8 protein-coding genes are annotated in these 17,005 nt (G+C 46.5%); 2 read left to right on the forward strand and 6 right to left on the reverse strand.

The genetic code is table 11. The features are described 5' to 3' along the window. Positions 1–43 precede the first annotated feature (43 nt). Positions 44–1,204, reverse strand: a complete 1,161-nt coding sequence (locus DBK98_RS17090) for a 6-bladed beta-propeller (RefSeq protein WP_032537042.1) — start codon at positions 1,202–1,204, stop codon at positions 44–46. Between the two features lie 308 nt (positions 1,205–1,512). Here DBK98_RS17090 and DBK98_RS17095 point away from each other — a divergent pair, with 308 nt between their 5' ends. Next, positions 1,513–2,400 carry an AraC family transcriptional regulator gene (locus DBK98_RS17095; RefSeq protein WP_005778285.1) on the forward strand — a complete coding sequence of 296 codons (888 nt, stop codon included), beginning with the start codon at positions 1,513–1,515 and terminating at the stop codon, positions 2,398–2,400. Between the two features lie 91 nt (positions 2,401–2,491). Here the strand turns inward: DBK98_RS17095 and DBK98_RS17100 are convergent, their stop codons facing one another. The 5 genes from DBK98_RS17100 to DBK98_RS17120 form a co-directional block, all read right to left on the reverse strand. Then, complete coding sequence (locus DBK98_RS17100; protein ID WP_005806595.1) at positions 2,492–4,648, reverse strand: family 20 glycosylhydrolase; 2,157 nt, start codon at positions 4,646–4,648, stop codon at positions 2,492–2,494. Positions 4,649–4,814: 166 nt separating this feature from the next. Beyond that, complete coding sequence (locus tag DBK98_RS17105) at positions 4,815–5,111, reverse strand: thioredoxin family protein (protein WP_005778289.1); 297 nt, start codon at positions 5,109–5,111, stop codon at positions 4,815–4,817. A 104-nt stretch (positions 5,112–5,215) separates the two neighbouring features. Next, on the reverse strand, positions 5,216–8,446 hold the full coding sequence (carB, locus tag DBK98_RS17110) for a carbamoyl-phosphate synthase (glutamine-hydrolyzing) large subunit (protein ID WP_005778290.1): 3,231 nt from the start codon (positions 8,444–8,446) through the stop codon (positions 5,216–5,218). 152 nt (positions 8,447–8,598) lie between these two features. Next, entirely contained in the window at positions 8,599–9,675 is a 1,077-nt protein-coding gene (gene carA / locus DBK98_RS17115; RefSeq protein WP_032537041.1) for a glutamine-hydrolyzing carbamoyl-phosphate synthase small subunit, read from the reverse strand. A gap of 131 nt (positions 9,676–9,806) precedes the next feature. Further along, positions 9,807–11,690: an amidophosphoribosyltransferase gene (locus DBK98_RS17120; RefSeq protein WP_005778294.1), complete on the reverse strand. Its 1,884-nt coding sequence runs from the start codon at positions 11,688–11,690 to the stop codon at positions 9,807–9,809. 753 nt (positions 11,691–12,443) lie between these two features. Between DBK98_RS17120 and gltB the strand changes: the two genes are divergently transcribed. Next, positions 12,444–16,988 (forward strand): glutamate synthase large subunit, encoded by a 4,545-nt coding sequence (gene gltB / locus DBK98_RS17125; RefSeq protein ID WP_032537039.1) that lies wholly within the window; start codon positions 12,444–12,446, stop codon positions 16,986–16,988. The last annotated feature ends 17 nt before the right edge of the window (positions 16,989–17,005 follow it).

Genomic DNA, 17,005 nt, shown 5'->3' on the forward strand with positions numbered 1-17,005 from the left:
ACTTCTTTCTAAATCAACATTGCCATATCTCCATATGGATTCTTCATTCTTTTACCTTTCCGATAAACAGAACATTATTATCATTCTCATTCAAAGTAGCTGCCAGTTCCTTAAGTTTCTTTTCATCCGGACCGGAGCATTTGCCGGAAGCAAGATGTTTTTCTATCTTTTCAATCAACTGGCCCGGTTCCATACTCTGGATAAAGTACCCGCGATAAAAACTGTGACCCGGAGCCGAAATAGGAAGATTACCGTAAAAGTCATTAACAAGGCGGAAATAAGAAGAAGCATTCTTCTTAGTGTCTACCAAGACATCTCCACCTCCTGTTCCCTTTTTCCCCCAATAGGTGACCATGAAATAATGAGGTAGTCTGTAATATAAATGTATCGGTTTCTCATTCATATTCGGGAAGGTCATGGTGAATTTTGGTAACAACTTATTGTTAGTGGAATCATAAGTAAAAAGAGTATCTATACTGGTATGGAAGAAATCGAAATCGTTGCAATTTCTGTATGAGAAAATTTCTCCGTCGAAATTCATCACCTTCGTTGCGGCTGTCGCAGGGATTTGCTTCAGTATATTTCCGTCCGTATCCATTTGGAAAGCAAGAGGCTCTCCCTCATTGAAAGGCATGTGTATAATAGATAAGCTTCCATCTTCATTCACCCATATTTTCGGTTTATTGACTTGTATGGGAAGGTGGATATCCTTAATCCATTGCCCGTTTATATCATACATCATGATTCTTTTCCCCACAAAAGGCGTGAAGAATATATGACCATTCTTTTCATCAATGCATTCATCGTAAAGGGTGGTGTCATATTCACCGGGACCGCTTCCTACGGAACCGACATTATATAGGAATTTACCATTCCTGTCAAACAGCTTAAACACACCCCGATCCCCTTGGCGGATACCGATGTAATTGTCGGTAGCATTAATAAACCAGGCTTTGAAGTATGCCTCTTCGGAGGTCTCAAAACGAACAATGCGACAATCTTCGACAAACTCGCTGAGTGGCACTTCTATGGTGTCTTTTACGAGTGATAAGTCACATATAGTCAGTTTGCTTCCGGCAGTTTCGACAGTAGTGATGCTCCCATCGTCTGTTTTCATTTCTTTGGATTTTTGGCCGGAGGTGTTGCAAGCGGATACACATCCCAGCAACAAAGCGGAGGATAAAAGTAAATAAGTGGTTTTCATGCAGAATTGTATTTAAGTTATTCGTCATCAACAAATATACGAATAGTTCGTAATTACAGACTGTCCGTATAAACATATTTGCTCCGGATTAAACTATATTAACTTTTTCAGGACAAGCTTCACCCCACTACCCATACCCCTATTATATTATCCTCCATGCCCATCAGCCTCATCAGTATGTTAAGGTCCGGACCGGGATACACGCACACTATCTCATTGTGTTTTGGATAAAATATGCTATTCTTTTACTTGGCTCGCTTATAAATCGCATATTTTATCTAAGTTTGCCGTGTGATAACAACTGATTTATGGAAAAGAACAAACCTCTGGAACTGGCACTCGACCTGCTGAAGCACAGCAACATGGTATGCAACAACGAATATCGCTTCGTCACCCCGGATTTTGGCATTGTCATCAGCTTCGCCAATATGGAAAGCCACCTGTTCCGTTTGGGACAACCCTACCGGCTGAAGGAAGGAAGAATCATCCGCGGACTACGCGGAAAGGCACGGATCATTATCAACCTGATTGAATATACCGTCTATCCACAAACCATTGTCACTTTCATCCCCGGCTCCATTGTCGAACTTTTAGAATTCACACCCGATTACGATTTTCAGATGATCGCAGTGGACAAAGACTTCCTGCCGCTCCTACGACGTGACCAGCTCTTTGAATCACACGTACGGCAGAACCTTGTCACCCGGGTGACAGATACCGAATGGAAGTTGTCGGATGCTTATTTCACGCTGATTTGGGAAACTGTTCAGGAAAAACCCTTCCGCCGGGAGGTAGTACAACATCTGCTTGCAGCTCTACTGCATAATATAAAGTATATACGGACGGAAGAAGCCAATGACGCTTCTCACAGGTTTTCACATCAGGAAGAGATATTCTGGCGATTCATCACACTGGTGAACGAATCCAGCAAAAACGAACGTACCGTAGGATTCTATGCCGACAAGCTATGCCTGACTCCCCGTTACCTGAACACGCTGATCCGGCAGGTCAGTCACCAGACAGTGATGGAGTGGATCAATCAGTCTGTTATTCTCGAAGCAAAAGTATTACTGAAACACAGTGACCTGCTTGTATACCAGATTTCGGATGAACTGCATTTTCCGAATCCCTCCTTCTTCTGCAAGTTCTTTAAACGAATGACGGGCATGACACCACAGGAGTATCAAAAAAGATAAATTCACTTTGATAGCATATTTTAGATTTAAATAGAAAAACATCAAAGGTCACAAAACATTGAATTCTAATGAAGTACACAGTATTACAATATTATTTAATATCAGTTTCATATTCCAATCCTTCCACCTCTGAATAATGAATGCCATCCCACTTTACAGGCATAAAGCAAAATTGCCACCTGCGTTGTCCTTCATCCCCATTCCAGTGGCCGAAAGGTACACGAACTAAAACCTTATTTAGCCCCTTCTTGAGACTAATCTTAATTGGTGCCCGATAAAAATATCCTTGCCCTGTAAGCGGTATTTCAATTCTCCCCTGTCCCCATCCTGACCACGGTAAACTTTCAAAATCCCAAACAGGAGGCTCAATCCTATTTTCATTGAGCCATATATCTCCTCCACTCCAATCCCAACTGCCTTGTTGCGGTGCTCTTTCGGAACGATACCCGCCCGAATGTCCCCACATACCATTAAATCCGCACATTAAAAAAACGTCTTGCTCCCTGGGGCTTTTAATATATGTCAATGCATAACATGTCCCATTGCCAATTCCCACATCATCAGACATTAATGTAGGCCATAAGTTAGGCTGATATCTATTGTTATGCATATTAAACATTGCGTACAAAGAACGAATTTGTACTACTCCTCCGTAAGCTGCCTCATCTTTCCATTTTAAAATCTTATTATTATCGATATATTCACTTTTTATAATCCGTTCAGGCTCAAAAGAGGTATCATTGATTCCCTTATGATCAAAAGGACCTATGATTCTCCACTTAAGCTCAGATTGCTTGACATAAGCAAAAGGAATTCCTTGAAAATATTTATCCCTGTGAGCTACTAAACGATTTTCAAACTCATCAAATGCGATCCATGCACTACTCCCTTTTTTAGGCATATTAGCAACAAACTGATTGGCTGATTCTTTAGCACCTCTCCATATTCTTTCGGCATATGTTAATAGAGTAGGATAAAATGGATATTGAGTTAAAATTTGCTTTTCGGGATATTCCCCAAGTCCACCGTCTGTCCATACACACATCACTCCCCCCAATGCATTTGTGTTTTCAGAAGCAACTTCGCATGGTTGCTGAAAGAATACTTGTTGTACGCCGGACTGAGAATCCATATAATCCATATAAAATCCATTACCATCAATATAAGGTATATCTGTTTTGATCTGATGTCCTGATTCACATTTACCCCAAAACATACGAATACAATCGTTATCTTGCTGGTAGCCGGGACTCCAAATAACAATCCGCTTGCCTTTATCTCGAATATACTTAATCATCTCAGGCATAAACTCAGGCATTGCAAACCTAACTTCATCGGATCCGATATGAAATAAAGAATCCTTGAATAATGGAATTACCTCATCCAATGCCTCTTTTAGTATAGCAATTCCTTTGGAGGTTTGCATATCATATCCTGTTGCCTTTTTAAAATACGCACTATGACCAGGCATATCAACCTCGGGGAGTACCCTTACGTTAAGAGAATCACAATAGGCAACAAACTCTTTTATTTCTTTTTGTGTGTAAAATTTTCCCGGCTGTCGTGTTTTCCAGTAAGAATTATAGGATGTCAGTTCAGGATGACTCTTAACCTCAATTCTCCACCCGGGATCATCAGTTAAATGAAGGTGGAGCATATTTATTTTGTACATAGACAATTTGCGGATCACTTCACGCAAAAAAGAGATCTCCAAAAAATTACGTCCTACATCAATCATCACCGAACGAACGCTAAATTCAGGGAGATCATCAACGTTACAATAATGTAAACGTAACATGCCGTGAGGTGATTCGGTAATCATTTGACGAAGCGTTTGTAAAGCGTTAAAATACCCACCAAATGCATTTGCCTCAATAATAATACCCTGTTTGTTAACTTGTAATGTATATGCTTCATCCGTTTTGAGCTTCCTTGAAGGAGTTGCAAATCTAATTTCGCATGTTTTTTTTCTCACCGACGTGAATTTTAGTGAATTAGAAATATCTATCACCTCTCTCTTCACTTTTTGTTGAGTAGAACAATCGACAGAACCAGAAAACAAGATCGATAATTCTGTAAAATCTATGGTTTTGCGAGTTGAAGCAATAAATTTAGGCTGCGGTATTATGGCAGGATGACAGGCCTCTTGGGACGGCGTCGGAAGAGTCCAATTCTGTGCATAAGCAATATGATTTGTAAATAAAAACAGACCTGCTATCCACAGGATCACTCTTATTGCTGATTTCATTATGATATTTTTAAGGTACAATAAATGCAAAGATAATAATTTATCGGAAGTAAAAAATATCTTAAAGAAAGAAAAGCAGTTCATTTACTAACCTTATAAACAAACTACCCGATATAGCGCATGCTACACCGGGTAGAAAATACAAAATGACATGATTGGCACTTTGCTATTTGAACTCTTCCAACACCAGTTTAAGTTCATCGATGGTCAGTTCTCCCACTTGCCTCCACAATTCGTGTCCACGCTGCAGAAGGATGAAAGCCGGAGCCGTCTCGATATTGAATGAATCCGCGACTGCCTTATCTCCCACTATATTCACTTTAACCACCTCGGAGACTTGTTTCTCGTAAGTCCGTACTACAGGTTCCAGCCATTCATAATGGGGAGACCAGTCTGCATAAAATTCTACCAACACCAGACGATTCGTTCCGGATGCGGCATCCAATTGCTCTGCTATACTCATTGTTACACGCTTTATTGATTTATATGTACTTTCAACAACAGTCAACAGAAAAAGTTCCGGATTTCAGGATTGTTAAGCAAAAGAGGAGAAGAAGACGGAACTTCTTATTTATATTCTTCCCATGACTTGATTGCTATATCGTCAATATCCATCGTACAGAACGCATTGATAAACGCACTCGCCAATCGGGCATTGGTAATCAGCGGGATGTTGAGGTCGATGGCGGCACGACGGATTTTGTAACCGTTATCCAGCTCACCGGCAGTCAGATTCTTGGGAATATTGACTACCATGTCGATCTCTTTCTTGTGCAACATCTCGAGTGCCTGGGGGTGTCCTTCCTCGCTGGGCCAGTAGACGCGGGTGTTCTCTACGCCATTCTCGGTAAGAAATTTGCTGGAACCTCCCGTTGCGAAGATATTATATCCCTTCTTCTGTAACATACGGGCCGCTTCGAGCATATCTACTTTCTGTTTCGGCGTTCCGGTAGAGAGCAGGATGTTCTTCTTCGGAATACGATAGCCCACGGAAAGCATTGCTTTTAGTACGGCACAGGAAGTATCGCTGCCGATACAACCTACCTCACCGGTCGATGCCATGTCGACACCCAGCACAGGATCAGCTTTCTGAAGACGATTGAAAGAGAACTGACTGGCCTTGATACCGACATAATCGAGTTCAAAAAGGTTCTTGTTCGGCTTCTCAACAGGCAGACCGAGCATGACTTTCGTAGCAAGTTCGATAAAGTTGATCTTCAGCACTTTGCTGACAAAGGGGAACGAACGGCTGGCACGGAGATTACACTCGATCACTTTGATGTCGTTATCTTTAGCCAGATACTGGATGTTGAACGGACCGGAGATATTGAGTGCCTTGGCTATCTCACGACTGATACGCTTAATACGACGCACCGTCTCCACATACAACTTCTGCGGCGGGAACTGGATGGTGGCATCACCGGAGTGTACGCCGGCAAATTCGATGTGTTCGGAAATGGCATACGCAACGATCTCCCCGTTTTGTGCTACGGCATCCATCTCCACCTCTTTGGCATGTTCGATGAACTGGCTGACCACAACCGGGTGCTTCTTCGAAACATTGGCTGCCAGTTGCAGGAAGCGTTCCAGTTCTTCCTGATTGGAGCAAACATTCATGGCCGCCCCACTAAGCACATACGACGGACGCACGAGCACAGGGAAACCTACCTTGTCTACGAAGGAATTGATATCTTCGAGCGAAGTAAGCGCACGCCATTCCGGCTGATCCACGCCGATGCGGTCGAGCATGGCGGAGAATTTATCACGGTCCTCGGCATTATCGATACTCTTGGCGGAAGTACCGAGAATATGAATATTCTGGGCATCGAGGCGCAGAGCAAGGTTGTTCGGTATCTGCCCTCCGGTGGAGACGATGACACCATGCGGATTCTCCAGTTCAAGAATATCCATCACACGTTCGAAAGTCAATTCGTCAAAGTAGAGGCGATCGCACATATCGTAATCGGTCGATACGGTTTCGGGATTATAATTGATCATCACCGAACGCCAGCCTTCCTTACGGATGGTATTGAGTGCCTGCACCCCGCACCAGTCAAACTCTACCGAAGAACCGATGCGATAAGCACCCGAACCAAGCACCACGATGGAACGGTGGTCGCCCAGGTAGGTTACATCGTTGGCTGTGCCGCTGTAGGTCAAATAGAGGTAATTGGTCTGTGCCGGATACTCGGCAGCAAGCGTATCGATCTGCTTCACCACGGGAACGATGCCCAGGCTCTTGCGGTAATTGCGGACATAAAGGCTCCCGTCCTCCATATCACCTTCGTAACCGATGGCACGTGCTATCTGGAAGTCAGAGAATCCCTGTCGCTTGGCTTGCTTAAGCAGGTCGGCAGGCAAGTCGGCTATCTGCTTGTGATTATTCCCCCACTGATGAAGCTCCTCCGAAGTATTCATGATGTTCATCAGCTTTTGCAGGAACCATTTGTCGATCTTGGTCAGGTCGTGCACCTGGTCAATGGTATATCCCGCACGGAAGGCCTTTGATATGACGAAGATACGTTTGTCGGTCGGTTCATGCAGCGCTTTGTCGATGTCGGAGATGACGAGTTCTTTGTTTTCCACAAAACCGTGCATACCCTGTCCTATCATACGAAGTCCTTTCTGAATCGCTTCTTCAAAGGTACGCCCGATGGCCATCACCTCACCGACAGACTTCATAGAAGAACCGAGTTCTTTATCCACTCCGTGGAACTTACCGAGATCCCAACGGGGGATTTTGCAGACTACGTAGTCCAGCGCCGGTTCAAAGAACGCACTGGTAGTCTTCGTCACGGAGTTTTTCAAATCGAACAGCCCGTACCCGAGTCCGAGTTTGGCAGCCACGAAAGCAAGCGGATAACCGGTAGCCTTCGACGCCAAAGCAGACGAACGGCTCAGACGGGCATTCACCTCGATCACCCGGTAATCTTCCGATTCGGGATCGAAAGCATACTGCACGTTACATTCGCCCACGATACCGATGTGGCGGATGATGCGGATGGCAAGCTCACGCAATTTATGATATTCTTTATTGGTCAGGGTTTGCGAAGGAGCAATCACAATGGATTCTCCGGTATGGATGCCCAGTGGGTCGAAATTCTCCATGTTGCAGACCGTGATACAGTTGTCAAAGCGGTCGCGCACTACTTCGTATTCCACCTCTTTCCATCCCCGCAGGCTCTTCTCAACCAGCACCTGCGGAGAAAAAGCGAACGCTTTCTCAACAAGTACGTCCAGTTCTGCTTCGTTGTCACAGAAGCCGGAACCTAATCCACCCAATGCGTAAGCCGCACGGACAATGACCGGATAACCTAATTCCCGGGCTGCACGACGAGCATCTTCGGCGTTCTCAACAGCTTCGCTCTTGATGGTTTTCACGTCAATCTCGTTCAGCTTCTCCACGAAAAGCTCACGGTCTTCGGTATCGATAATGGCTTGTACGGGAGTTCCCAATACACGTACTCCGTATTTTTCGAGAATGCCTTCGCGGTAAAGGGCCACGCCGCAGTTCAGTGCCGTCTGTCCGCCAAAGGCAAGCATGATACCCTCAGGACGTTCCTTCTGAATCACCTTCTCGACGAAATAAGGAGTTACGGGAAGGAAATAAATCTGATCTGCCACACCTTCCGATGTCTGTACGGTGGCAATATTGGGGTTGATCAGGATGGTTTCGATTCCTTCTTCTTTCAAGGCTTTGAGCGCCTGGGAACCGGAGTAGTCGAACTCACCGGCTTCACCGATTTTCAAGGCTCCGGAACCAAGGAGCAGTACTTTCTTTATATTGTTTTCTTTCATTATTAATTTGTTTTTGAGGTTAATCCACCACAGAGGACACAGAGAACACAGAGAATATCTTTCTCTTAAACATCTTAATAAACAAGAGATTAAAACTCTGTGTCCTCTGTGGTGAATCGTATTCGTTTCTGATCATTTATGCAGAATATACTTCAGAGCAGTTTCACGAACTCGTCGAAAAGGAATTCCGTATCGGTCGGTCCGCTTGCCGCTTCCGGATGGAACTGTGCGGAGAACCACGGGTTTATTTTATGGCGGATTCCTTCGTTGGAGCCATCATTCATATTGATGAACAACGGTTCCCAATCGGTGCCGAGTGTGTTGTTATCTACCGCGTAACCATGATTTTGTGAAGTGATGAAACAACGTTCAGTGCCTGCCATCCGTACCGGCTGATTATGACTGCGATGACCGTATTTCAGTTTGTATATTTTGGCTCCTCCGGCTTTGCTCAGCAACTGGTTACCCATGCAGATACCAAAAATAGGAAGTTTCGGGTCCTGCATGGCACGGCGGATGTTCTGCACCGCAGCATCACATGTATCCGGGTCACCCGGTCCGTTGGAGATGAAGAGTCCGTCGAATTCCAGATGATTGAAATCATAATCCCAAGGCACGCGAATCACTTCCACATCCCGACGAAGCAAGCAGCGGATAATGTTCGTCTTTACACCGCAATCCACCAATACCACTTTTTTCTTACCCGCGCCTTCATTGTAACGGATCACCTCTTTACAGGAAACCTTGTCTACGTAGTTCACCCCGCTGTAAACAGCTTCCGGAGCATTTTCCGGTTCATCGTCAAACACAATCCGTCCCATCATCACTCCGTGTTCACGCAGCACTTTGGTCAGCTCACGGGTATCGATGCCCGTAATGCCCGGCACTTGCTCCCGTTTCAGCCAGTCCGCCAGACTTTCCACTGCGTTCCAATGGCTGTATTCCTGTGAGTAATCGCTCACGATGATGGCTTCGGCATGGATGCGTTCGCTCTCCATGAATGTAGCCAGCCCGTTGGGTTCCATACTGAAAGGAGGCACACCATAGTTGCCTACCAGCGGATAAGTTAGTGTCATCAGCTGCCCTGCATACGAAGGGTCGGTCAGACTCTCCGGATAACCGGTCATGGCGGTATTAAACACGACTTCACCTGCCACAGGCTTTTCGTAGCCAAACGACTTGCCGTGGAAACGGCTCCCGTCGTCAAGGATCAAAGTTACATTCTTCATTCTTATCTTCGTTTTAATCCACCACAAAGGATACAAAGCTCGCAGAGGTTTCATCTTTTATTTTAAAGTACATCTAAAAGAAACCGGTCCACTGTGTACGCTGCATCCTCTGTAGTAAAATCCTGATTTTCTTAAAATTGATATACCTGTTCAATATAATTAATAAATGCTTCGTTCAGCAGTTTCACTCCGCCCGGCGTTGGATAATTACCGCTGAAATACCAGTCTCCCGTATGGTTGGGACATGCCTCGTGCAATCCTTCAAGGGGTTGGTAAACAATCTGTACCTTGGCCTTCGTACCCTTCGGCGTCAGCAGTTCCACCATTTTAGCAGAGATTTCCTCGTCGGTGAAAGGAGCATAAATCTCCTTCACGTAGTTTACCATCTGTTCCTTCGGCAATCCTACCTGATCTTTCGATTTCCGGTAAGCTGCTGCGATCACGTCTTTCATATCCCGGTCCTTCAATAGTTCGATTGCCGCCTTGAAAGCGATGAACTCGGACATTTTCGCCATATCGATGCCGTAATAGTCCGGATAGCGAACTTGCGGGGAGGAAGAAACGATAACTATCTTTTTCGGTCCCAAACGGTCGAGGATACCGATAATGCTTTGCTTCAATGTGGTGCCACGGACGATGCTGTCATCGATAATCACCAGATTGTCGATACCTGCCCGGAGGCTGCCGTATGTTATGTCATACACGTGTGCCGCCAGATCGTTCCGGCTATTACCTTCGGCAATGAAAGTACGTAGTTTGATGTCCTTGATCGCTACCTTTTCCGAACGGATACGGCGAGACAGGATCACTTCCAGTTCATCGTGGTCCGGATTATGTCCCAGATTGGCAATCTGTCGTACCTTTTCTTCATTCAGGTAATCGTCCAGCCCTTGAAGCATACCGTAAAATGCCACCTCCGCCGTATTCGGTATGAACGAGAATACGGTATGGTCGAGATCATTATCAATTGCCTTCAGGATGTTCGGCACCAGCTTTTCACCCAGTTGTTTTCTCTCCTTATAGATGTCCGCGTCACTACCCCGTGAGAAGTAAATCCGCTCAAACGAACAGGCTTTCTTTTCCCGCGCTTTGTTGATCTGTGCCGTACGCAGTTTTCCCTCTTTGCTGATAAGAAGTGCCTGCCCCGGTTGCAATTCCTTTATTTCTCCTATCGGAACATTGAGTGCAGTCTGAATCACCGGACGTTCACTGGCAAGCACCGCAATTTCTTCATCCTGATACCAGAATGCCGGGCGGATCCCCCACGGGTCGCGCAACGCAAAGCTCTCTCCGCTTCCGGTCAGTCCGCACATCACATATCCTCCATCCCATTCCTTGCTCGATGTACGCAACACGTTTGCAAGATCCATATGATCCTCAATATAATGCGTCACGCCCATACCGGTCAGTCCTTCGGCCTCGGCCTGATTGAACAGTCGTTCCACTTCCCGGTCGAGTCTGTGCCCCACCTGTTCGAGCATGATATAAGTATCGGCATACTTACGCGGATGTTGTCCGATGGCAGTGATACGGGCAAACACTTCGTCCACATTTGTCATGTTGAAGTTACCGCAAAGGGCAAGGTTCTTCGCCCGCCAGTTGTTCCTTCTGAGAAATGGATGGACATAGGATATGCCGGATTTTCCGGTGGTCGAATAACGCAGATGTCCCATGTATACTTCCCCCGCAAAGGGCAGTGTACGCTTGGCAAACCCGGCATTGTGCAATTGCTCCCCGGTCAGATCCTTGAAGTTGGCCTGCACCGTTTCAAAAATTTCAGTGATGGCACCGGAACCCAACGCCCGTTCACGGAACATATACTCTTCACCCGGATTTGCTTCCAGTTTCACACATGCCAGTCCGGCACCTTCCTGCCCACGGTTATGCTGTTTTTCCATCAGCAGGTAGAGCTTATTGAGCCCATACATCCATGTCCCGTACTTCTTTTCGTAATACTCCAGCGGTTTAAGCAAACGAATCATGGCAACGCCACATTCATGTTTCAGTTGTTCCATCTATTTTCGATTTAACTATATTACAATCGGTTATTGAACTCACACCATAATCACACTCTTTTCCTCCTATCCCGGTCGGTCTGTCGTGCCTTCCCGACCCATAACGATACATCACGGGCAAAGGTACACTAATTATCAACGGTTTAAAGCACTTTAATGTTTCCGGACTTCCGATACATAGATTATCGGTCTTACAAAACCGGTAACTCTGCAGGAAACATGAAACGAAATGAACGGGGATCTCTGTACAGGTACTGTTACAGGAAGTATAACTTTGGGATAGAAATTCTTGGAGGATAACGGTGGAAATTTCAAGATTGCCGTTAGCAATAAAAACAGATGCTTCGCCTTTCGGCTGATACATATCAATATAGCCTACCATTCCACACATATTATCCTTTTTTGTTTTCGCGTGCAAAGATACATAATCTAAATAACATAAAGATTAGTTTTCCTATAAATATTTGACATAAACGTACAAAAAAGTTGTTTTAATATCAAAACGTTAATTTATCTATTATTTCAGTCTCAAAAAGAAAGAGATTACAATCGTTTAATGATATAATGGAAGCAAGTTACAGTTTGAAACAAAAAGTAGTTAATTTACTTACGATCTGAAATATTAAAAAACTAAAAAGAGAATTAGTGTCACACAAAAGTGCGCCATATATATCATAATGAAATTAAATTCCTATTTTTGCCGAACATTTTGATACAACAAACAGGTATTATCGTATAATAAAGCTAAACAGAATGAAGGAACAAGAACTTTTTAACAACGAAACAAAAGAGTTGCCCTGTCAACGACTGCCCGAACAGTTGGGGCTCTATCATGCAATGAACGAACATGATGCCTGCGGAGTGGGTATGTTGGTGAACATTGACGGGGGAAAATCGCACGACATTGTGGAGTCCGCACTAAAAGTACTGGAAAACATGCGTCACCGTGGTGCCGAAGGAGCGGATAACAAAACAGGAGACGGCGCAGGCATCATGCTCCAGATTCCTCATGAATTTATCTTGTTGCAAGGCATACCTGTCCCCGAAAAAGGGAAGTACGGAACAGGTTTGATTTTCCTCCCCAAAAACGAAGAAGACCGGGCAACCATTCTGAGTATTATTATCGAGGAGATTGAAAAAGAAGGATTAACACTGATGCACCTGCGCAATGTACCTACTTGCCCGGACATATTGGGTGAATCGGCACGAACAGCCGAACCGGACATCAAACAGATATTCATCACCGGATTTACGGAAACGGAGACAGCCGACCGCAAACTCTATGTGATAAGAAAAAGGATTGAAAACCGGATACGCAAATCATCTGTCCCGGCAAAAGACGACTTTTACATTGTGTCGCTGTCTACCAAAAGCATCATATATAAAGGTATGTTGTCATCCTTACAGTTGCGTAGTTATTTCCCCGATCTGACAAACAACTATTTCACCAGCGGACTTGCATTGGTACACTCACGTTTCAGCACCAACACATTTCCCACATGGGGACTGGCGCAACCCTTCCGTCTACTGGCACACAACGGTGAAATAAATACCATTCGCGGTAACCGGGGATGGATGGAAGCAAGGGAAAGCGTACTCTCCTCACCTACCTTGGGGGATATCAGGGAGCTCCGCCCCATCATCCAGCCGGGTGGAAGTGACAGCGCCTCTTTAGATAACGTACTCGAGTTCCTGGTAATGTCCGGCCTCAGCTTGCCACATGCCATGGCTATGCTGGTACCGGAATCATTCAACGAAAAGAATCCGATCAGCGAAGACCTGAAAGCATTCTACGAATATCACTCCATCCTGATGGAACCATGGGACGGACCGGCTGCCCTGCTGTTCAGCGACGGTCGCTATGCGGGAGGTATGCTCGACCGTAACGGACTACGCCCCGCCCGCTATCTGATTACTCACAACAACATGATGGTAGTGGCCTCCGAAGTCGGCGTAATGGACTTCGAACCCGGAGATATCAAAGAGAAAGGACGCCTGCAACCGGGCAAGATATTGTTGGTAGACACCGAAAAAGGTGAGATCTACTACGACGGTGAACTGAAAAAACAGTTGGCGGAGGCCAAGCCTTACCGTACCTGGCTCGCCAACAACCGGATTGAACTGAATGAACTGAAAAGTGGACGCAAAGTATCACACAGTGTAGAGAACTACGGCCGCATGTTACGTACCTTCGGCTATTCAAAAGAAGACATCGAAAAGATCATCACCCCGATGGCGACCGGAGGGGCCGAACCGATCAATTCGATGGGCAACGACACCCCCCTGGCCGTACTCTCGGATAAACCACAACTCTTGTACAATTACTTCCGGCAACAATTTGCACAAGTGACAAACCCTCCCATCGATCCCATCCGCGAGGAATTGGTGATGTCGCTGACGGAATATATCGGTGCTGTGGGCATGAACATTCTCACCCCCAGCGAGAGTCATTGCAAAATGGTGCGCCTCAACCACCCTGTACTGAACAATGCCCAACTGGATATCTTATGCAATATCCGGTATAAAGGATTCAAAACAGTAAAGCTGCCCATACTGTTTGAGGCTGATAAAGGAAAAGCCGGACTTCAAGAGGCACTGACCGCCCTGTGCAAGCAGGCAGAAGCCTCCGTCGTAGAGGGAGTCAACTACATCGTACTGACCGACAGAGAGGTCGATGCCACACATGCTGCCATTCCATCCTTACTGGCCGTCAGTGCAGTGCATCATTATCTGATCTCAGTGGGCAAACGTGTCCAGACTGCTCTGGTAGTAGAAAGCGGCGAGATACGCGAAGTGATGCATGCAGCCCTGCTGCTTGGCTTTGGAGCCAGCGCATTGAACCCCTACATGGCCTTTGCCATTCTCGACAAGCTCGTTACCGGTAAAGATATCCAACTCGATTATGCCACAGCAGAAAAGAACTACATCAAAGCCATCTGCAAAGGGCTCTTCAAAATCATGAGTAAAATGGGGATCAGTACCATCCGTTCATACCGGGGAGCAAAAATATTCGAAGCTATAGGATTAAGCGAAGAACTGAGCAAGGCTTGTTTCGGCGGCCTGCCCTCTACCATCGGCGGCATCCGGCTTGAAGAGATAGCCAAAGATGCCATCGCTTTCCACAATGAAGGATTCGCAGCGGAAAACAGTGATGACATTCTGCCCAACAAAGGCTTATACTCTTTCCGAAAAGACGGGGAAAAACATGCCTGGAATCCGGAAACAATCAGTGCCCTGCAACTGGCAACCCGCCTGGGCAGCTACAAGAAATTCAAAGAGTTTACACAAATGGCAGATGAAAAAGAAATGCCCATCTTTCTGCGCGATTTCCTGGGATTCAAACGGTCGCCTATCTCTATCGACAAGGTAGAGCCCGTTGAAAACATCATGAAACGTTTTGTTACCGGTGCCATGAGTTACGGTTCGATCAGCCGGGAAGCACACGAGACAATGGCCATCGCCATGAATGCCATTCACGGACGGAGCAATACCGGTGAAGGAGGTGAAGATGCCAAGCGATTCACCCCGCGTCCGGACGGAACAAACCTGAGAAGTGCCATCAAACAGGTAGCTTCGGGACGTTTTGGCGTGACTGCCGAATATCTGGTAAACGCGGATGAAATACAGATCAAGATTGCACAAGGCGCCAAGCCGGGCGAAGGCGGACAGTTGCCCGGCTATAAGGTGGACGAAGTGATAGCCCGTACCCGTCACTCCATACCGGGCATCTCGCTGATTTCCCCTCCTCCTCACCATGATATTTATTCAATCGAAGATCTGGCACAACTTATCTTCGACTTGAAAAACGTAAATCCCCGGGCGAGAATCAGTGTCAAACTGGTAGCCGAAAGCGGAGTCGGCACCATTGCCGCAGGTGTAGCCAAGGCCAAAGCCGACCTGATCGTCATCTCCGGTGCCGAAGGCGGAACAGGAGCTTCACCCGCCTCTTCCATCCGTTACGCCGGCATCCCACCCGAATTAGGATTGAGTGAAACCCAGCAAACCCTGGTGCTGAACGGACTGAGAGGTCAAGTCATGCTCCAAGTGGACGGACAGCTGAAAACCGGACGGGACATCATCCTGATGGCAATGTTGGGAGCCGAAGAGTTTGGATTTGCCACCTCTGCCCTGATTGTTCTGGGATGTGTCATGATGCGCAAGTGTCATCAGAATACTTGCCCGGTAGGCGTGGCCACACAAAATGAAGAATTACGTAGACGCTTCCACGGACGCAGCGAATACCTGGTGAACTTCTTCACTTTCCTGGCACAGGAGGTACGCGAGTATCTTGCGGAAATAGGTGTCGAAAAGCTGGACGACATTATCGGACGGACGGACCTGATCGAACGCACCCCCCAAGATATGCTCCCCAAGCACAGCCTGATTGACTTCAGCAGGTTGCTGGCACGGGTTGACAACCGGGCTGCCATTCTGCATACCACCAATCAGGACCACGGTATCTCGGCGGTGAAAGATGTGGAAATAATCCATGCCGCCCGCGAAGCCATCGAACGCCAACGGGAAGTCTCTCTGGAATATACCATTGCCAACACTGACCGCGCGTGCGGTGCCATGCTCTCAGGTGCCATCGCTACCCGGTATGGAGAAAAAGGTCTGCCGGAACATACGCTGAACGTCAAATTCAAAGGTTCCGCCGGACAGTCATTCGGTGCCTTCCTTGTACCGGGAGTCAACTTCAAGCTGGAGGGCGAAGCCAACGACTATTTGGGAAAAGGATTGAGTGGCGGACGTATCGCCGTACTTCCACCGGTACGAAGCAATTTCGAAGCGGAAGAAAACACTATTGTCGGAAACACCCTGCTATACGGAGCCACCAGTGGTGAAGTATACATCAATGGACGTGCGGGCGAACGTTTTGCGGTGAGAAACTCCGGAGCCGTCGCTGTTGTCGAAGGTGTGGGTGACCATTGTTGCGAATACATGACCGGCGGACGGGTGGTCGTGTTGGGACAGACCGGACGCAACTTTGCAGCCGGCATGTCGGGCGGCGTAGCCTATGTATGGAACAAAGAAGGAAACTTCGACTATTTCTGCAACATGGAGATGGTGGAACTTTCACTGATCGAAGAAGCCGGCTATCGCAAAGAACTTCATGAACTGATCCGCCAACATTATCTCTATACAGGCTCAAAACTGGCACGCACCATGCTCGACAATTGGAATCACTGCGTGGACGAATTCATCCAGGTGGTACCGATCGAATATAAAAAGGTGTTGCAGGAAGAACAGATGCGGAAACTGCAACAGAAAATCGCAGATATGCAGAGAGACTATTAGATAAGCCGCCGAACCTG

This window comes from Bacteroides sp. PHL 2737 (assembly GCF_004115325.2).
Lineage (GTDB): Bacteria > Bacteroidota > Bacteroidia > Bacteroidales > Bacteroidaceae > Bacteroides > Bacteroides hominis.